Below are 16,727 nucleotides of genomic sequence, written 5' to 3'. Positions count from 1 at the left end.
GAAGCTATTTTTGTTCCCACTCCTGAACGGTACACCACCGGGCGCCGGCGGCCCCCTGCAGCGCGGCGGTGGCTCAGCGCACGCTCACGGCGCGGATTCCTGCGGATCCTCGGGTGCCTTGGTATGGCGGATGAATAGCTGCGCCGCCCAGATCCCCAACTCGTAGAGCAGGCACATGGGAATCGCCAGCGCCAGTTGCGACACCACGTCCGGCGGCGTGACGATGGCGGCGATCACGAACGCGACCACGATGAAGTAGCCGCGGAAGCTCTTGAGCTTTTCCACGCTCACGACGTTCAGGCGCGCCAGCACCACCACGGCGATCGGCACCTCAAAGGCCAAGCCGAAGGCGAGGAACATGGTCATCACGAAGCCCAGGTAGGCCTCGATATCCGGCGCGGCAGTGATGCTCTTGGGTGCAAAACCCTGGATGAAGCTGAACACCTGCCCAAACACGAAGAAGTAGCAGAACGCCACGCCGATGAAGAACAGCACCGTGCTGGAAACCACCAGCGGCAGCACCAGGCGCTTCTCGTGCGAATACAGCCCCGGCGCCACGAAGGCCCACACCTGCCACAGCACGAAGGGCAGCGCCACAAGGAATGCCGACATCAGCAGGATCTTGAGCGGCACCATGAAGGGCGAGATCACCGAGGTGGCGATCATGGTCGCCCCCTGCGGCAAATGGGCCACCAAAGGCGCGGCCAGGAAGTCGTACAGCTGGCCGGGACCGGGATAGAAGAACAGGGCGGCCGCGACGACACCCACCGCGATCATGGCCTTCACGAGGCGGTCGCGCAGCTCCATCAGGTGCTGCACGAAAGGCTGCTCGGTACCGGCGAGCTCGTCTTCTTTGTTCGGTGTTTCGGACATGGTGGGGGTGAAGGCGGGATCATGGCCCGCGCGGACTGCGCGGGGCGCAGCCCATCAGGGGATCAATGGAATTTCTGAGGGCGGAACCGTGCCACGCGCGCCGCGCCTGACTGCACCCGCGTGCGCACGCCCGCGCGCGCCTTGTACCACTGGGGCATGGCACCGCGCTTGAGGCGCCAGTTCTTGGCTGGGTGCTTGTACGCCGGGACCACGGTGGACAGGCCTTGGTCCACCCCGTAGGTGCTGCCGGAAGCAGAGGCGTCGCCCAGGCTGTGCTCCATGTCCTTCTGGAAATCGCTGGCGCTGGTATGGATGGTCTGCTCCACGTCGCGCGCCGCGTTCTCCACGGTGTCTTTCATCTTGCGCAGTTCGTCCAGCTCCATGGAGCGGTTAACCTCCGCCTTGACGTCGGCCACATAACGCTGCGCCTTGCCCAGCAAGGTGCCCACCGTGCGCGCGACGCGCGGCAGCTTCTCGGGGCCGATGACGATGAGGGCCACGGCGCCAATCAGCGCCATCTTGGACAGGCCAATGTCGATCATGAGGAACGCTCAGGCAGGAAAGGCGTGGGCGTTCAGCTCTTGTGCTTGGCTTCGACGTCGATCGTGGTCTTGTCGGCAGCCGCGCTGTTGTTGGTCACCTGGCCCGCGGGCGCACTGGTGGTGGCCGAGTCATCGGTGCTGGCGCCATCCTTCATGCCGTCCTTGAAACCCTTGACCGCGCCGCCCAGGTCGGAGCCGATGTTCTTGAGCTTCTTGGTGCCGAACACCATCACGACGATCAGCAGCACGATGAGCCAGTGCCAAATGGAAAACGAACCCATGAAAATCTCCTAACGAATACGGCCCATTCTAGACGGCGGATATGTCGGGCCCCTCATATCCCTAGCAACTTCACGGCGGCTGCAGGCGTGCCAACTTACCCCTTGAGCCAGGGACGGGGACCGCCGATCACGTGCATGTGCAGGTGGTGGATCTCCTGGCCGCCCTCGGAACCGGTATTTACCACGATACGGAATCCTCCGTCCGGATAAGGGTTGCAGCCCTGCTCCTGCGCCAGCTTGGGCGCCAGCGTCATCATGTGCCCCAGCAGGTCCGCGTGCTCGGGCGTGACCGCCGCCATGGAATGCAGATGGACCTTGGGCACCACGAGAAAATGCACCGGCGCCCACGGGTGGATGTCGTGGAAGGCAAACACCCGCTCGTCCTCGTACACCTTCTTCGAGGGGATCTGGCCGGCGATGATCTTGCAGAAGAGGCAGTTCGGGTCGTGCTGCATGGCGGAGGGCGAAAAGGCGGTCAACAGGCAGTGGAAAGGTCACGCATTGTCGGCGATGTTGACCGTGGTGCGCACGCCCACGTCCGCCCGGTGGGCCTGCAGCCAATCCTGGCCGGCCGCCCTGCCCAGGTCGAACAAGCGGCGCACGAAGGCCAGGTCCGCCCGCAGCTTGCTGGCGGCTCCGAACGGCTCGAGCACCGCGCCACCATCGATGCGGTGCATGCGCACGCTCTTGTAGCGGCGCGCGTCCAGCTTGCCTTCGGCCAGCAGCCGCCGCACGAACTCGATGGCGCGCAGTTCGGACAGCAGGGCGGCGTTGAACGTGACCTCGTTCATGCGCTCCATGATCTCGCTGGCGCTGTCGGGCACACCTTGGTGTTCAATGGGGTTGATCTGCACCAGCAGCACATCGGCGCAGTCGGTCTTGTAGATCAGCGGATGCAGCGCGGGGTTGCCGGAATAGCCACCGTCCCAGTAATGCTCGCCGTCAATCTCCACCGCCTTGAACAGCAGCGGCAGGCAGGCCGAGGCCATGACGGCATCGGCGCTGAGCCGCTTGCCGGTGAAAATCTCCCCGCGCCCCGTGCGCACATTGGTCGCGCACACGAACACCTGCGGCACAGTGGTGGACTGCGGCGCACGCGCAGAAACCAGGGCCTCGAAGTCCACCTCGCGCTCCAGCACCCTCCGCAGGGGGTTGATGTCCAGCGGATTGGTCTGGTAGGGCGACAGCCAGTGGGACATCATGCCCAGCAGCGGCCCGGCAGCGGGCAAGGGGATGCCCCAGGTCAGGCTGCCGAGTGTGCCCACGCCTTCCCACAGCCGCGCCAGCGTGGCGCGCGCCAGTTCGCAGCCGGCGCGGTGCGCCTCCAGCGGGTCTTTGTGTTCCCGCGCGGCCTGGGCGAATCCGTGGGCCAGCGCAACGGCATTCATGGCACCGGCGCTGGTGCCGCTCACGCCGTCGATGAGGAACTGGCCGTCTTCGAGCAACGCATCCAGCACGCCCCAGGTCAGCGCGCCATGCGAGCCGCCGCCCTGCAGCGCGAGGTTGAGCCGCTGCGGCGCGCCCTGCTCAGGCATCGATGGCCTGCCCTTTGTTCATGGCCACCATGCCGCGCACGATGCGGTAGAGGAACCAGATGGAGATCAGGCCCCAGGCGATCCAACCCGGGAAAAAGAAAACCAGCCACAGCGGCGCAGTGACCGCGTACAGCACGCCGGCCCAGATCACGGTGCGCACGCGCCAGGAGAAATGGCTGGCCTGCCAGGTACCCGCGGCATCGCTTTTCTTCACCAGGTCGATCACCAGCGCGACGATGAGCAGCGCGGCGCTAGGCTGCGCGCCCGGCAGTACCGCGGCCACGGCCACGATCAGGTGCAGGATGTAGCTGACCCATCCGACCGTCTTGAGGGATTCGGCCCGCTCGCTGGGCTCCACGTCGACGATATCGTTGTTCATCACGCACCTCCTTCTTCGCTGCTGCGGGCTGCGGCCTTGCGCAGGGCCTTTTCCTCGATGCCGCTGATGCCCTCGCGGCGCTCCAGCTCGGCAATCACGTCGGCGGGGGCAAGCCCGTAGTGCGCCAGCGCGATCATCGAGTGGAACCACAGGTCGGCCACCTCGTACACCAGCTTGGCCTTGTCGGCGCCATGGTCCAAGTCCTTGGCCGCCATGACCACCTCTGTCGCCTCCTCGCCCACCTTCTTGAGGAAGGCGTCAGGCCCCTTGTGCAGCAGTCGCGCGACGTAGCTCTTGTCAGGGTCGCCGCCGTTGGCGGGCTTGCGGCTTTCGATGACGCCGGCCAGCCGCGCAAGCGCGTCCTGCGACAGAGGGGCATGGGTATCGGTGCGGGTCATGGCTTTTTATTTGTAGATGGATTCGGGGTCTTTCAAGACCGGATCGACAGCCTGCCACGCGCCATTCTGGAGGGCGTTGAAGAAGCAGCTGTGACGGCCCGTGTGGCAGGCAATGCCGGGCTCGTGGCCCAGCTGCGTCACCTTCAGCAGCACCACATCGCTGTCGCAGTCCAGGCGAATGTCATGCACCTGCTGCACATGGCCCGACTCCTCGCCCTTGAACCACAGCTTGCCGCGCGAGCGGCTGTAGTACACGGCGCGGCCCAGCTCGGCGGTCTTGGCCAGCGCCTCGCGGTTCATCCAGGCGAACATCAGCACGTCGCCCGTGGCCGCCTCCTGCGCAATGACGGGCACCAGGCCCTGCGCATCCCATTTCAGTTGATCAAGCCAGTTCATGGTGTCCATTGTCGGTCATCGGCAGCTACAACGCCGATGTATGCTGCATTTTTTATAGCTTATAGCGCTTGCTGGAAGCGCGCTACAGGCCTTTTCGGCATCCATTCACGGCGTCAGAGCCGCACGGGGATGCCGCGCTCGCGCATGCGCTCCTTGGCCTGGCGCACGGTGAACTCGCCGTAGTGGAAGATGCTGGCCGCCAGCACCGCATCCGCGCCGCCCTGCTGCACCCCATCGGCCAGATGGTCCAGGTTGCCCACGCCGCCCGAGGCGATCACGGGCACGCCCACGGCGTCGCTCACCGCACGGGTGAGTTGCAGATCAAACCCGCTCTTGGTGCCGTCGCGGTCCATGCTGGTCAGCAGGATCTCGCCCGCACCGCGGCGCGCCATCTCCACGGCCCACTGCACGGCGTCCAGGCCGGTGTTCTTGCGCCCGCCATGGCTGTACACATCCCAGCCCTCGCCGCGCTCGGCTACTTCCGCGCCCTGGCGGCGCTTGGCATCGATGGCCACGACGATGCACTGCGCGCCGTACTTGGCCGAGGCCTGGCTGATGACGTCGGGGTTGGCGATCGCGGCGGAGTTGAAGCTGGTCTTGTCCGCGCCCGCATTGAGCAGGCGGCGCACGTCTTCCACGGTGCGCACGCCGCCACCTACGGTCAAGGGGATGAAAACCTGGCTGGCCACGGCCTCGATGATGGGCAGGATCAGGTCGCGCTCGTCGCTGGTGGCGGTGATGTCCAGGAAGGTGAGCTCGTCGGCGCCCTGCGCGTTGTAGCGCGCGGCGATCTCCACCGGATCGCCCGCGTCGCGCAGCTCGACAAAGTTGACACCCTTGACGACACGGCCACCGGTCACGTCAAGGCAGGGAATGATGCGTTTGGCAAGCATGCGCCAGCACTCCGGCTTTTGAAGAAGAAGGGCCGCAAGATACCATGGGCGGCACCATGCTCAGCTATTGAATCAATAGCTTTTCGCGCTCGTCGGATTTGGTTTCCAAACCATTTCCCCCATCAATTCCTTGACTGACGAGCGCGACCAGCTATCAATCAAGGAGCATCACCCAGTCGGCGCGCCTCGCCATCCTGCCAGCGCCAGGCATCCCGGCACATGGCCTGCACGTCGCGTCGCGCGCGCCAGCCCAGCAGGCGCTCGGCCTGGGCTGGGTCGGCCCAGCAGGCGGCAACGTCGCCGGGGCGGCGCGCCACCACCTGGTAGGGCACGGCACGGCCGCTGGCCTGCTCGAAGCCGCGCACCATCTCCAGCACCGACACCGGCCGTCCCGTGCCGAGGTTCACCGTGAGCAGCCCCGGATGCGCGCGCAGGTAGCGCAGCGCGGCCACGTGGCCTTCGGCCAGATCGCACACGTGGATGTAGTCGCGCACGCCCGTGCCGTCGGGCGTGGGGTAGTCGCCGCCGTACACGCTCAGCACCTCGCGCTGGCCCGTGGCCACCTGGGCCACGTAGGGCATGAGGTTGTTGGGAATGTCCTGCGGGTCCTCGCCGATCAGCCCGCTCTCGTGCGCGCCCACGGGGTTGAAGTAGCGCAGCCGCGCAATGCGCCACTGGCCGGGCTCGGCGTGGTCCACATCGGCCAGCACCTGCTCCATCATCAGCTTGCTCCAGCCGTAAGGGTTGGTGGCCGACAGCGGGAAGTCCTCGCGGATGGGCAGGCTCGCCGGATCGCCATACACCGTGGCCGAGGAGGAAAACACCAGCGTGCGCACGCCGGCCGCCTGCATGGCGCGCAGCAGGCTCACCGTCCCCGCCACGTTGTTTTCGTAGTAGCGCAGCGGCTCGCGCACCGATTCGCCCACGGCCTTGAGCGCGGCGAAGTGGATCACGCCCTCGATGGGGTGGGACGCAAACAGTTGCCGCAGCAACTGCGCGTCGCGCACGTCGCCCTCGACGCACGCCACCGGCTTGCCGGTGATGCGCGCCAGGCGGTCCAGCACGCTGCGGCGGCTGTTGCTGAAGTTGTCGAGCAGCAAGGTGGGAATGCCTGCATCGGCAAGGGCCGCGCAGGTGTGGGTGCCGATGAAGCCCGCGCCCCCGGTTACAAGAATCATGTCCTCTCGTCCTCGAAAATGCCCAAAGGCATGACTGTACCGCCGGACTTCATTCAACCGCGTGAGGCCGGGGCGCGTTGTAATCGGGTAACCTTGGCTTGCGCCCCACATGGCCGCCGGCGCTCTTCCCGCAGGGCGCGCGCGCGGATGGACGTGGGTTATTGGCCGCTATCCACCCTCTTTTTGCTGATCAACCGCCTGTGCCGACGGCGCGCGGTGCGTTCCGTTCCGAATGACTGTATCGCCCTCTTCCGCCACGCCCCCCGCCGAATCCATGGTCGTGCTGCGGCCCTCGGGACAACCGGTTCCGGCACAGCCCCAGGCCCAGGTCTTCGATTCCTGGGACGCCTTCACGCTGTCGTCCGTGCAGCCCCTCGGTTTTTACCTGGAGGGGTGGGATGCTCCCGCCGCGGACGATCTGATTCTCCAGTTGCGCCGCAGCCCCTGGTGGGACCGCCTGGCCGTGGTGGCCCCCGGCGAGGGCGAAGCCTCCGTGCTGGCCGACACCGCCGCACCTTATGCCGACGCGGTGGCCCGCGCGGAGCGCAGCCTGGCCGTACGCCGCAGCCTGCGCCTGGCCCTGACGGACATGCGCCTGGAAGAGCGCGTGCTGTACTTCCTGTACGTGCGCGACGCGATGGAGCTGGCGCCGCAGTGCACGCTCACGCACCCCATGCTCTACCACTATCCCGTGGTGGACGCCCTGGCGCAGCGGGGCGAGGATCCCGGTGCCTGCCTCGCGACCCTGGTGCGCCGCAAGCTCTTGGAGCCCGCCCAACTCGTGGACCGCACGCGCCACTGCCGCACCTGCGGCAGCGCTCACATCCACTACATCGACGTCTGCCCGCACTGCTCCAGCCTGCAGATCCGCAAGGAAGCCTCGCTGCACTGCTTCTCCTGCGGGCATGTGGCGCCCGAGAGCGACTTCCACCACGACGGCGGTCTCTCCTGCCCCCAGTGCAGCGCGGCGCTGCGCCACATTGGTGTGGACTATGACCGCCCGCTGACGCAGTACGCCTGCGGCAGCTGCCATCACGTGTTCGTGGAGACCGCGACGCAGGCACGCTGCCTGGCCTGCCGCACCAGCTGCGCGCCCAGTGCCCTGGATGTACGCGAAATCGCCAGCCTGCGCCTGAGCGCACACGGCCGCACCGCGCTGCGCGCAGGGCAGATCCAGGAGTCGTTTGCGGCGCTCGACACCGCCAACTACGTTGAGGCGCCCCATTTCCGGCGCATGCTCGACTGGGCACTGGCCGTGACCACGCGCCATCCGGAGATGCGGTTCGGGCTCATGCTGATCGAGTTCACCAACGCCACGGAACTCATCGAGGAGCTGGGGGCCGCGCGCGTCTTCCTGCTGCTGGACGAGTTCGCGCGCCGCCTGCACGAATTGCTGCGCACGTCAGACATCACCACCCGCACGCAGGAGGACAAGCTCTGGCTGTTCCTGCCGTTCTCCGACCCCGCAGGCCTGTCCGCGCGACTGCAGCGCGCGCTGTCCGACCAGACGGTGGCGGCTGCCCCATCGGCGCTGCAGGCGCGCATCCGCCATCTTCAGATGCCGCAGGACCTGCGCGCCGGAGACAGCGCAGCGGCGCTGATGGAACGGCTGCTCGACCAGGCCTGACGCCGCATGTGGGACACCGCCGTCTTTGCCTTCGCGACGCTGTTCGCCAGCTCCAGCCAGCAGAACTGGGTGGAGCTGGCGCTCAAGTTCTTTCCGTTCGTCGTGTTCCTGGAGGCGCCCTTCTTCCTGCTGGTCACCGCAGGCATGGTGAAGTACGGATTGCGTGAGCACCGCCCGCTACGCCAGCGCGAAGCCTATCCGCGCGTGTCGTGCGTCATCACCTGCTATTCCGAGGGGGAGGACGTGGGCAAGACCATCGGGTCGCTGGCGCAACAGCTGTACCCCGGCTTCATCGAGATCATCGCCGTGATCGACGGCGCGCTGCAAAACGGCCCCACGCTGCGCGCCGCGCGGCGCGCGCAGTCGCTGCTGGCAGGCACCCAGCGCCGCAGCCTGGTGGTGCTGCCCAAGTGGCAGCGCGGGGGACGCGTGTCGTCGCTGAACGCGGGCCTGTCCATTGCCACGGGCGAGGTGGTGATGGCACTGGACGGCGACACCTCTTTCGATAACGACATGGTGCGCAACGCCACGCGCCACTTCGATGACCCGGGCGTCGTGGGCGTGGCGGGTAACCTGCGCGTGCGCAACGCCAAGCGCTCGCTGGTCACGCGGCTGCAGGCACTGGAATACATGCTCTCCATCGGCGCGGGCAAGACCGGACTGTCGGAATTCAACATCGTCAACAACATCTCCGGCGCGTTCGGCGTCTTTCGCACCCGGTTCCTGCGCAACCTGGGCGGGTGGGACGCCGGCACCGCCGAAGACCTGGATATGACGATGCGCATCAAGCAGTACTTCGGCCGGCACCCGGACCTGCGCATCGTGTTCGACCCGCACGCCGTCGGGCACACGGACGCCCCGGACACCTGGCGCGTCTTCTTTCGCCAGCGCCTGCGCTGGGATGGAGACATGTTCTACATCTTCATCCGCAAGTTCCGCTTCAACCTGCGCCCGCGCCTGCTGGGCTGGCGCAACTTCCTGTTCGTCATCGTGAACGGCCTGCTGATGCAGCTCGTGCTGCCGTTCCTGATCGTGGCGTACACCGGCACCATGCTCTTCACCATGCCCTTGGGGGTGGTGATGGGCGTGCTGGCCTTCATCTACCTCGCCTACCTGGCCGCGCTGCTGTTTTACTTCCTGCTGTACGTCGTGGCCGTATCCGAGCGGCCGCGGGACGACGTGTGGTACCTGGGCTTCCTGCCGCTGTTTCCCCTCTTTGCCTTCGTCAACCGCATCCACTGCTCGTTCTCCATCATGGCCGAGATGTTCATGAAGTCCCACCTGGACTCGTCCATGGCGCCCTGGTGGGTGCTGCGCAAGACCAAGTTCTGACATGTTCCAGCGCAGCCCCCGTCACACCCTGATCGCCCTGCTGGCCTGCATCTGCGCGGGCCCGCAGGGCGCCGCGGCCCACGCCAGCCCGCCGGTCTCCCTCACGCAGCTGGAGGACCGCGTCCGCGCCTTCGCCCCATCGGCCCGGCTGGCGCAGGCGGACGTTACCGTGGCCGAGCAGCGCAGCGCCGCCCTGCAGGCGGGCAGTGGTGCCCAGCTGTTTGGCGGCGCGGGCGTGGACAACGCGCGCGAGGCGGTGACCGATACCCTCAGCCGCGACTACCAGCGCACCCAGATGCACCTGGGGGTGCGCTGGCCCCTGCTGGGCACGCGCGCGGCGCAGCAACGCACGGTGGACGATGCCCAGCATGCCGTGGAGCAAAGCCGACTGCGCCGCCTGCAGATGGAAAACGAGGCCGTGCTTGCCGTGCGCCGCGCGTATGTGCGCCACCTGCGCAGTGTGGAGCGCATCCGCCTGGCGGACGCCTTCCTGCGGGTGCGCGCCGAGGCGCAGGAGCAATTGGCGAGCCGCCACGCCGCTGGCGTGCTGCTGGAGGCCGACCGGCTGGACCTCGGCGGCCTGTTCAACATCGTGCAGGCGACGCATGACAGCCAGAGTGCCGCGCGGGATCTGGCCCGCGCCGAGATCGAGCGCCTGACGGGACAGCCCGCCGCAGCCGTGCAGACGCAGGAACCCGCCTGGCCCCAGACCTGTCTGGCCCCCGGCGCAGCGGCGCTGGACCGATCCCCTGCCGTCACGCTGGCACAACAGGAGGTGGACGCAGCCCAGCAGCGCCAGCAGCATGCGCGCCTGGAAGGGGTGCAAGCCAGCATCTCGCTGGCGCAGTCGTTCAGCCGTGACATCGGCGGCCCCACGGGCCACAGCACGCGCGTGGGCGTTGATTTTTCTCTGCCGCTGCAGTGGCGCAGCCAGCGCGACGCGGCCCTGGCCCAGGCGCAGGGCGAGATCGACCGCGCTCAGGCGCTGCTGGCCTTGCGCCGCGGCGAACTGGAGGCCGCGGCCCAGCAGGCCCTGGCCGCCTATCGGCTGCGCGACAAGGAAATGGCAGGCCACCAACACCGCCAGCAGGCCGCGGCCGAGGCGCTTCGGATCGCGCAGTTGCGCCTGAACGCCTTCGACGGCGATGGCTATTCCAAGCTGCTTACCACGCGCTATGCGCTGTACCAGGCCGCCGTGCAGGTGGTGGACGGCGCAGAGCGGCGCGACCTGGCCGCCCTGGACGTGCTGGCCCTGGGCGATGGATGCACGCTGGCCTGGCACGACGCCCCCGCGGCACCCGATCCCTGGGCCGCGACGGTCGCCGCGCTGGCCGCGGGCACGGCACCGACCTCCGCCAAGGCGGTGCCCGGCGAGACCGGCCTGGGCTGGTATGTGTGGCAGGGGCAAGCCCTGCTGGACCAGCCCGCGCAACTGGACGAACTGCCCCCTCGCAGCCACCGCCTGCTGCTGTCGTTCACGGCGGCGCAGTTGCAGGCCCTGGCACGGCCCGACGGCCGGGCGCGGTGGATGGCCCTGCGCGCCCAGGCGCAGGCACGGCAGTTGACGCTCGAACTGCTGCTGGGTGAGCCCACCTGGGTGTTGCCCCACGAGCGCGCGCGACTGCTGGCCCTGGTGGAGTCCTTGCGCGACCTGCCCGCCGATGCCCTGCACCTGGACCTGGAGCGCAGCCAGCTTCCCGCTGCCCAGCAGCGCGACTGGAGCCGCCACCTCATCGACACGCTGCAGGCGGTGCGCGCCGCGGCTCCCTGGCCCCTGGCCCTGACGACACACTACCGTGAACTGCAGCAACCCGGTTTTGCCGCACGCGTACACGCAGCCGGGGTCGGCGAAGTGGTGGCGATGCTCTACGTGAACAACCCCGAGCGCACCGCCACCCTCGCCCGGCCGTTGTTGTCAGCAGCGCCAGCGGGGTTGCGCATCGCGGTCGCGCAAAGCATCGAATCCGCGCTGCCGGCGCAAGAGAGCAGCTTCGCGTTGGGCAAGGCCCGGTCCCTGCAGCGCTGGGATGCGCTGGCACACCAATTGGCCGGCCTGCCGGGCTTTGGGGGCGTCGTGGTGCAGTCGTGGGAAGACTATAGGGAGGCTCGGCCTTGAAGATCAATTTTGACGCGCCGCCCACCTCGGCGCAGGAAACCAACGGCCTGGAAGTGCGCTATGCGGCCGCCAAGCGCCGCGTGCCGCGCTGGCGCTGGTATTTGCTGCTTGCCATGGTGCTGGTGGCCCCCGCCTACCTGCTGGTCCGCTTCGGCATCGCCTACTGGTGGGAGAGTACGCCGGCCCAGGTCGTGCTGGAGCAGGCCACCCTGCGCGCACCGGCCGCCGGCCGCGTGGCATTCGTGGCGGCGCCCGGCGCACCGCTGGAACCCGGCCAGCCCGTGATGGCGCTGGAGCGCACGCCGACGGACACCCCCGCACCGCCTGCCGCCACGCAAAGGCCCACGCCGCATGCGCAGGAACCCGCCCAGGCGCAGGCCCACACCGCCAGGCTGGCGCTGCTGACCGAGGCCGAGCGCCTGGCCAGCCGCCGGCTGGCGATCCAGCAGGAAAGGCTGCACACCATGCAGGGCTTGCGCGAGCAAGGGGCCGCCACACGCCAGGAAGTGGACAACCTGCGCTTTCAGGTCCTGCAGGCCGAGGCGGACCTCAGCCGCGCCCGCGCCGATGTGCGCGAGCAGCGCATGTTGATGGCGAGTGTGCCGGCTGCCATGCCGGCCCCGGCAGCGCCTGCAACGCCACAGCCCCCCTCAGAAGAAGCTGCGCCCGCGCAGCCCGGCACCGCCCTTGCGCCCTTTGCCGCCACCGCGGTGCAGGCCCTGGTGCGCCCGGGGGACTGGGTAGCCCAGGGCGCGGAGGTCGCCGTACTGCAGCGGCGCGGGGAACCGCTGGTGCATGCCTACCTGCCGCCAGACAAGGCGCGCTACGCGCAAGTCGGCCGCATGGCCACGCTGCATTTCATGGACGGGGGCAAGGTGCGCGCGAAAGTGGTGGGGCTCATGATGGAGGCGCAAAGCCCGCCGGCCGACCGCGTGTCGCCGCTGACCCCGCGCACGCCGTCCATCGTGGTGAAACTCCAGGCGCTGGAGCCGTTGCCAGCGCCCTACCACATCCACCAATTGCCGCTGGATGTGCGTTTCGACTGGGTGGCCAGCCGCTGGTTCTGACCCGGCCGCATACGCCGCCGGGTGAAGGCACCAGGCCGCCCGGGCTCAGGCCAGGCTCAGCTCGTCGGCGCGATGCTGCGCGGCTGCGAAATCCAGGTCGCCGGAATAGATCGCGCGCCCGCAGATGACGCCTTCCACGCCTTCGTTTTCGACTTCGCAGAGCTTCTCGATGTCCGCGATGCCGGCCAGGCCGCCCGAGGCGATCACTGGGATGGTGAGGGCCTGGGCCAGCTTCACCGTAGCCTCGATATTGATGCCCGAGAGCATGCCGTCGCGGCCGATGTCGGTGTAGATGATGGATTCCACGCCCCAGTCCTGGAACTTGCGCGCCAGATCAACCACCTCGTGGCCGGTGAGCTTGCTCCAGCCGTCGGTGGCCACCTTGCCGTCCTTGGCGTCCAGGCCCACGATGATGTGGCCGCCAAACGCGCTGCACGCATCCTTGAGGAAGCCGGGGTTCTTCACCGCGGCCGTGCCGATGATGACGTACCGCAGCCCGGCGTCGATGTAGCGCTCGATGGTGTCCAAGTCGCGGATGCCGCCGCCCAACTGCACCGGAATGTCGGCGCCCACCTCGGCCAGGATGGCCTTGATGGCCGCCTTGTTCTTGGGCTGGCCGGCAAACGCGCCGTTCAGGTCCACCAGGTGCAGGCGGCGCGCGCCCGCATCCGCCCACTTGCGGGCCATGGCGGCGGGGTCTTCGCCAAAGGTGGTCGATTGGTCCATGTCACCTTGCTTGAGGCGTACGCAGTGGCCGTCCTTGAGGTCGATGGCGGGGATGAGCAGCATGATGGTGAGCGGGGAATGGGGCGAGCCGCACAAGGCCCGGCCCTGCCGGGTTGAAGAATCAGGGCTTCCAGTGCAAGAAGTTGCGGTACAGCGCCAGGCCGTGCTCGGCGCTTTTCTCCGGGTGGAACTGGGTAGCAAAAATATTATCGCGTGCGATGGCCGCAGCAAAGGGGCCGCCGTAGTCAGCCTCGCCGGCGCAGTGCAGCGGGTTGGCCGGGCGCGCGTAGAAGCTGTGCACGAAGTAGAAGTAGCTGTCGTCGGGCACGCCCGCCCATACCGGGTGCGCCACGCCGCCGTGGCGCGCCTGGCGCACGCGGTTCCAGCCCATCTGGGGGACCTTGTAGCGGCTGCCGTCGGGCTGGGTGCGCCCGGCCAGGTCGAACTTGAGCACCTCGCCCGGGATCAGGCCCAGCCCGGGGGTGTCGCCCTCGGCGCTGTGGTCCAGCAGCATCTGCATGCCCACACATACGCCAAACAGCGGCTTGGATGCGGCAGCCTCCAGCACGGATTCGAGCAGGCCCGACTCCCGCAACTCGCGCATGCAGTCCGGCATGGCGCCCTGGCCGGGCAACACCACACGGTCGGCCGCGCGCACCTCATCGGGGTGCGCGGTGACCATTACCCGGAAACCGCTGCCCTGCGCCGCGACCTGCACGGCCTGCGAGACGGAGCGCAGGTTGCCCATGCCGTAGTCCACGACCGCGACGGTTTTTGCTTCACTATTCATAGCTGCTTGCGCTTGATGGATAAGCGTTACAGGCCAATTTGGCTTGAATTTTACAGGGAACCCTTGGTGGAGGGGATCACGCCTGCGGCGCGCGGGTCGCGCTCCAGCGCGGCGCGCAGCGCGCGCGCGAAGGCCTTGAACACCGTCTCGCACTGGTGGTGGGCGTTGATGCCCTTCAGATTGTCGATGTGCAGCGTAACGCCCGCATGGTTCACGAAGCCCTGGAAGAATTCGTAGGTGAGCTGGGTGTCGAAACCGCCAATGCTCCCGGCGGTGAACGGAATGTGCAGGTGCAGCCCCGGGCGGCCCGAGAAGTCCACCACCACGCGTGACAGGGCTTCATCGAGCGGCACGTAGGCATGGCCGTAGCGGCGGATGCCCTTCTTGTCGCCCACGGCCCGCGCGAAAGCCTGGCCCAGCGTGATGCCCACATCTTCCACCGTGTGGTGGCCGTCGATGTGCAGGTCGCCGTCGCAGTCGATCTGCAGGTCGATCAGCCCATGGCGCGCGATCTGGTCGAGCATGTGGTCGAAGAAGCCGATGCCGGTGTGCAGGCTGGCCGCGCCGGTGCCGTCGAGATTCACGCGCACGGTGATGCGCGTCTCGGCCGTCGTGCGGCTGACCTCGGCCGTGCGGTCGGGGCAGAGTTCTGCGGAAGAAGGAACGAGTGCGGAGGAAGTCATAGGGATGCCTGGAGCGCTGTGAGCATCTGGGCGTTGTCGGCACTGCTGCCCACCGTCAGACGCAGGCAGCCTGCCAGCAATGGATGCATTGTAGAAACGTTCTTGACGAGCACCTTGCGGGCCTTCATGCCCTCATAGGCGCGGGCGGCATCGGGCACACGCACCAGCACCATGTTGGCCTGGCTGTCCCACACGCGCTCAATGCCGGGCATGGCGCGCAGCGCGGCCAGCAGCTCGGTGCGCGCGGCACGCAGCTCGTCGGCCTGGGCGGCGAACACGTCGGCATGTTCCAGCGCGAACAGGGCGGCCTCGGTGTTGAGCACACTCACGTTGTACGGCGGGCGCACCTTGTCGACCTCGGCCACCAGCGCGGCGGGGCCGATCATGTAGCCCAGGCGCACGCCGGCCAGGCCGAACTTGGAGAGCGTGCGCATCAGCAGCACATGGCCGTTGCGCTCGGGCTGCGCGCGCATGCGCTCGATCCAGCTGCGGCTGGCAAAGGGCTGGTAGGCCTCGTCCATGACCACGATGCCGCCCTGCGCACCGGCGGCGTCGATGATGCGCTGCACCACGGCCTCGTCCCACAGCGTGGCCGTGGGGTTGTTGGGATAGGCCAGGAAGGTGATGGCCGGGCGGTGCTGGGCGATCGCGTCCAGCATCGCGGCCTCGTCCAGCTCGAAGTCCGCCGTCAACGGCACGCCCACGAAGCCCAAGCCCTGCAGCTGCGCGCTCATCGCATACATCACGAAGCCCGGCACGGGCGCCAGCACGGTCGCCTGCGCACGCGCGCAGGCCAGCGCCACGAGGGAAATGAGCTCGTCGGAACCATTGCCCAGCAGCACGGCCGAGCCTGCCGGCTCCCCTGCGTAGGCCGCCAGCGCAGCCTTCAGGTCGTTCTGGCGCGTACCGGGGTAGCGGTTGAGCGCGAGTTGCCCCAGGCGCTGCCCCAGCGCGGCCTGCAGCGCGGGCGGCAGGCCGAAGGGGTTCTCCATCGCGTCCATCTTCAGGTAGCCGGTCGCATCGGCCACGACGTAAGCCTGCATGGCCCGCACGTCGTCGCGGATGCGCGCCAGCGCGGGCAGTTCGGCAGAAGGGGTTGTCATGCGTTCATCACTCCATTCGATCGGGCGGCGCCGCCACATCAGGGGACAGCCAACGCGCAATGCAGCGGATGCAGCACCTCTACGCCGCCGTACTGCGCGCCCTGCGGCAGGCTCAGCGACAGCAGACTCGCGCAGCCGCTGTGCTGCGCGGCGGCCAGCGCCAGGCAGTCGCCCCAGGCCAGTTGGTGCCGCGCCTCCAGCGCCCAGGCGGTCTCCAGCGTGGCAGCATCGATCTGCCAGGGCGTCCAGCTGTGGTAGCGGCGGATGGCCGCGCGTGCATCGCCGTGCGGCATGGGCGCGCTGGCGGCGCGCGTCACGGTGTCGTAAAACTCGGCCAGCACCTGGCTGCTGACACGCCCCAGGCGCTCGCGCCACAGCAAGTCCAGACAGGCCAGCACCGGGGCTTGCAGGGCGGCATCGGCGCCGTCCTCGGCGGCGACCAGCACGGCCGTGTCCACAAACACGGGTTGCTCCAGGCTGCGCTGCAGCGGCTGCGGCGCCTCACCTACGTGGGCAGGACTGCGCTCGAAGCCGTGGATACGCCGCGCTGCGGCGCCCGCGCGCCAGGTGCGCTCGTCCGTGCGCCAGGCGAGGTAGGCACGCTCGTAGGCGTCCTCGCGGCGCTGCATCTCGCCTAGAAAGTCCCCCACCATGCGCGACACGCTGGTGCCGCGCCGCGCCGCCTCGATACGGGCCCATTCGAGCACCGGATCGTCCACGGTGATGGTGACGTTCTTCATGCGTTCATCGTACACGAATTTCGTGTCACACGAGATTCGTGTTTCTTGAGTTTGATGTGTTTTTTGCT

The 16,727-nt window shown here is 68.0% G+C and carries 19 protein-coding genes and 1 pseudogene; 4 read left to right on the top strand and 16 right to left on the bottom strand.

Annotated features, from left to right (window positions below; genetic code table 11):
* Positions 1–84: 84 nt before the first annotated feature.
* From tatC to galE, 10 genes are all read right to left on the bottom strand, one after another.
* Positions 85–873 (bottom strand): twin-arginine translocase subunit TatC, encoded by a 789-nt coding sequence (gene tatC, locus DTPSY_RS03685; protein WP_012655732.1) that lies wholly within the window; start codon positions 871–873, stop codon positions 85–87.
* A 62-nt stretch (positions 874–935) separates the two neighbouring features.
* Entirely contained in the window at positions 936–1,415 is a 480-nt protein-coding gene (gene tatB / locus DTPSY_RS03680) for a Sec-independent protein translocase protein TatB (RefSeq protein WP_012655731.1), read from the bottom strand.
* 32 nt (positions 1,416–1,447) lie between these two features.
* On the bottom strand, positions 1,448–1,696 hold the full coding sequence (tatA, locus tag DTPSY_RS03675; RefSeq protein WP_012655730.1) for a Sec-independent protein translocase subunit TatA: 249 nt from the start codon (positions 1,694–1,696) through the stop codon (positions 1,448–1,450).
* Between the two features lie 95 nt (positions 1,697–1,791).
* Entirely contained in the window at positions 1,792–2,151 is a 360-nt protein-coding gene (locus tag DTPSY_RS03670; protein WP_012655729.1) for a histidine triad nucleotide-binding protein, read from the bottom strand.
* Between the two features lie 39 nt (positions 2,152–2,190).
* The gene (locus tag DTPSY_RS03665; protein ID WP_012655728.1) at positions 2,191–3,231 is read right to left on the bottom strand and encodes a patatin-like phospholipase family protein; all 1,041 of its coding nucleotides are present in this window, start codon (positions 3,229–3,231) and stop codon (positions 2,191–2,193) included.
* Entirely contained in the window at positions 3,224–3,610 is a 387-nt protein-coding gene (locus DTPSY_RS03660; protein ID WP_012655727.1) for a DUF4870 family protein, read from the bottom strand. Before DTPSY_RS03660 ends, DTPSY_RS03665 begins: the two co-directional genes overlap by 8 nt.
* On the bottom strand, positions 3,610–4,008 hold the full coding sequence (locus DTPSY_RS03655; RefSeq protein ID WP_011804226.1) for a phosphoribosyl-ATP diphosphatase: 399 nt from the start codon (positions 4,006–4,008) through the stop codon (positions 3,610–3,612). The genes DTPSY_RS03660 and DTPSY_RS03655 overlap by 1 nt, the downstream gene beginning before the upstream one ends.
* A gap of 6 nt (positions 4,009–4,014) precedes the next feature.
* Entirely contained in the window at positions 4,015–4,413 is a 399-nt protein-coding gene (hisI, locus tag DTPSY_RS03650; protein ID WP_012655726.1) for a phosphoribosyl-AMP cyclohydrolase, read from the bottom strand.
* Between the two features lie 104 nt (positions 4,414–4,517).
* A complete protein-coding gene (gene hisF, locus DTPSY_RS03645; protein ID WP_011804224.1) occupies positions 4,518–5,297 on the bottom strand; it encodes an imidazole glycerol phosphate synthase subunit HisF in 780 nt (259 codons plus the stop codon).
* Between the two features lie 158 nt (positions 5,298–5,455).
* Positions 5,456–6,475: a UDP-glucose 4-epimerase GalE gene (gene galE, locus DTPSY_RS03640; protein ID WP_012655725.1), complete on the bottom strand. Its 1,020-nt coding sequence runs from the start codon at positions 6,473–6,475 to the stop codon at positions 5,456–5,458.
* A 232-nt stretch (positions 6,476–6,707) separates the two neighbouring features.
* On the opposite strand from galE, the gene DTPSY_RS03635 reads away from it, so the two are divergent.
* From DTPSY_RS03635 to DTPSY_RS03620, 4 genes are read left to right on the top strand one after another with little or no spacing between them, the layout of a single operon-like run.
* Positions 6,708–8,102 carry a TackOD1 domain-containing metal-binding protein gene (locus tag DTPSY_RS03635; protein ID WP_012655724.1) on the top strand — a complete coding sequence of 465 codons (1,395 nt, stop codon included), beginning with the start codon at positions 6,708–6,710 and terminating at the stop codon, positions 8,100–8,102.
* A 6-nt stretch (positions 8,103–8,108) separates the two neighbouring features.
* Positions 8,109–9,434, top strand: a complete 1,326-nt coding sequence (locus tag DTPSY_RS03630; protein ID WP_012655723.1) for a glycosyltransferase family 2 protein — start codon at positions 8,109–8,111, stop codon at positions 9,432–9,434.
* A 1-nt stretch (position 9,435) separates the two neighbouring features.
* Positions 9,436–11,550, top strand: a complete 2,115-nt coding sequence (locus DTPSY_RS03625) for a TolC family protein (RefSeq protein ID WP_012655722.1) — start codon at positions 9,436–9,438, stop codon at positions 11,548–11,550.
* Complete coding sequence (locus tag DTPSY_RS03620) at positions 11,547–12,617, top strand: HlyD family secretion protein (RefSeq protein WP_012655721.1); 1,071 nt, start codon at positions 11,547–11,549, stop codon at positions 12,615–12,617. Before DTPSY_RS03625 ends, DTPSY_RS03620 begins: the two co-directional genes overlap by 4 nt.
* Positions 12,618–12,662: 45 nt before the next feature.
* Here DTPSY_RS03620 and hisA read toward each other — a convergent pair whose 3' ends face one another.
* The 6 genes and pseudogenes from hisA to DTPSY_RS18780 all read right to left on the bottom strand — a co-directional run.
* Positions 12,663–13,406, bottom strand: a complete 744-nt coding sequence (gene hisA / locus DTPSY_RS03615; RefSeq protein ID WP_012655720.1) for a 1-(5-phosphoribosyl)-5-[(5-phosphoribosylamino)methylideneamino]imidazole-4-carboxamide isomerase — start codon at positions 13,404–13,406, stop codon at positions 12,663–12,665.
* A gap of 58 nt (positions 13,407–13,464) precedes the next feature.
* Positions 13,465–14,133, bottom strand: coding sequence for an imidazole glycerol phosphate synthase subunit HisH (gene hisH / locus DTPSY_RS03610; RefSeq protein WP_011804213.1), 669 nt, complete (start codon positions 14,131–14,133; stop codon positions 13,465–13,467).
* A 50-nt stretch (positions 14,134–14,183) separates the two neighbouring features.
* Positions 14,184–14,816 (bottom strand): imidazoleglycerol-phosphate dehydratase HisB, encoded by a 633-nt coding sequence (gene hisB, locus DTPSY_RS03605; protein ID WP_011804212.1) that lies wholly within the window; start codon positions 14,814–14,816, stop codon positions 14,184–14,186.
* On the bottom strand, positions 14,813–15,919 hold the full coding sequence (gene hisC / locus DTPSY_RS03600; RefSeq protein WP_012655719.1) for a histidinol-phosphate transaminase: 1,107 nt from the start codon (positions 15,917–15,919) through the stop codon (positions 14,813–14,815). Before hisC ends, hisB begins: the two co-directional genes overlap by 4 nt.
* Before the next feature lie 38 nt (positions 15,920–15,957).
* Positions 15,958–16,377 (bottom strand): PIN domain-containing protein, encoded by a 420-nt coding sequence (locus DTPSY_RS18630; protein ID WP_256376608.1) that lies wholly within the window; start codon positions 16,375–16,377, stop codon positions 15,958–15,960.
* 96 nt (positions 16,378–16,473) lie between these two features.
* Positions 16,474–16,659, bottom strand: a pseudogene (locus tag DTPSY_RS18780) (PIN domain-containing protein); the annotation flags it as partial.
* Positions 16,660–16,727: the final 68 nt, after the last annotated feature.

The sequence above is a fragment of the [Acidovorax] ebreus TPSY genome (assembly GCF_000022305.1).
Classification (GTDB): Bacteria; Pseudomonadota; Gammaproteobacteria; order Burkholderiales; family Burkholderiaceae_C; genus Diaphorobacter; species Diaphorobacter nitroreducens.
The sequence above is the reverse complement of the archived record's forward strand: the minus strand, read 5'-3'. Positions and strand labels throughout refer to the sequence as shown.

Excerpts from the sequence above, each read along its gene's own strand:
- DTPSY_RS03660 (WP_012655727.1), bottom strand. The coding sequence starts at position 3,610 with ATGAACAACGATATCGTCGACGTGGAGCCCAGCGAGCGGGCCGAATCC.
- DTPSY_RS03635 (WP_012655724.1), top strand. The coding sequence starts at position 6,708 with ATGACTGTATCGCCCTCTTCCGCCACGCCCCCCGCCGAATCCATGGTC.
- tatB (WP_012655731.1), bottom strand. The coding sequence starts at position 1,415 with ATGATCGACATTGGCCTGTCCAAGATGGCGCTGATTGGCGCCGTGGCC.
- tatC (WP_012655732.1), bottom strand. The coding sequence starts at position 873 with ATGTCCGAAACACCGAACAAAGAAGACGAGCTCGCCGGTACCGAGCAG.
- DTPSY_RS03630 (WP_012655723.1), top strand. The coding sequence starts at position 8,109 with ATGTGGGACACCGCCGTCTTTGCCTTCGCGACGCTGTTCGCCAGCTCC.
- DTPSY_RS03655 (WP_011804226.1), bottom strand. The coding sequence starts at position 4,008 with ATGACCCGCACCGATACCCATGCCCCTCTGTCGCAGGACGCGCTTGCG.
- hisH (WP_011804213.1), bottom strand. The coding sequence starts at position 14,133 with ATGAATAGTGAAGCAAAAACCGTCGCGGTCGTGGACTACGGCATGGGC.
- DTPSY_RS03665 (WP_012655728.1), bottom strand. The coding sequence starts at position 3,231 with ATGCCTGAGCAGGGCGCGCCGCAGCGGCTCAACCTCGCGCTGCAGGGC.
- hisB (WP_011804212.1), bottom strand. The coding sequence starts at position 14,816 with ATGACTTCCTCCGCACTCGTTCCTTCTTCCGCAGAACTCTGCCCCGAC.
- DTPSY_RS03625 (WP_012655722.1), top strand. The coding sequence starts at position 9,436 with ATGTTCCAGCGCAGCCCCCGTCACACCCTGATCGCCCTGCTGGCCTGC.
- DTPSY_RS03670 (WP_012655729.1), bottom strand. The coding sequence starts at position 2,151 with ATGCAGCACGACCCGAACTGCCTCTTCTGCAAGATCATCGCCGGCCAG.
- hisF (WP_011804224.1), bottom strand. The coding sequence starts at position 5,297 with ATGCTTGCCAAACGCATCATTCCCTGCCTTGACGTGACCGGTGGCCGT.
- hisI (WP_012655726.1), bottom strand. The coding sequence starts at position 4,413 with ATGGACACCATGAACTGGCTTGATCAACTGAAATGGGATGCGCAGGGC.
- hisA (WP_012655720.1), bottom strand. The coding sequence starts at position 13,406 with ATGCTGCTCATCCCCGCCATCGACCTCAAGGACGGCCACTGCGTACGC.
- galE (WP_012655725.1), bottom strand. The coding sequence starts at position 6,475 with ATGATTCTTGTAACCGGGGGCGCGGGCTTCATCGGCACCCACACCTGC.
- tatA (WP_012655730.1), bottom strand. The coding sequence starts at position 1,696 with ATGGGTTCGTTTTCCATTTGGCACTGGCTCATCGTGCTGCTGATCGTC.
- hisC (WP_012655719.1), bottom strand. The coding sequence starts at position 15,919 with ATGACAACCCCTTCTGCCGAACTGCCCGCGCTGGCGCGCATCCGCGAC.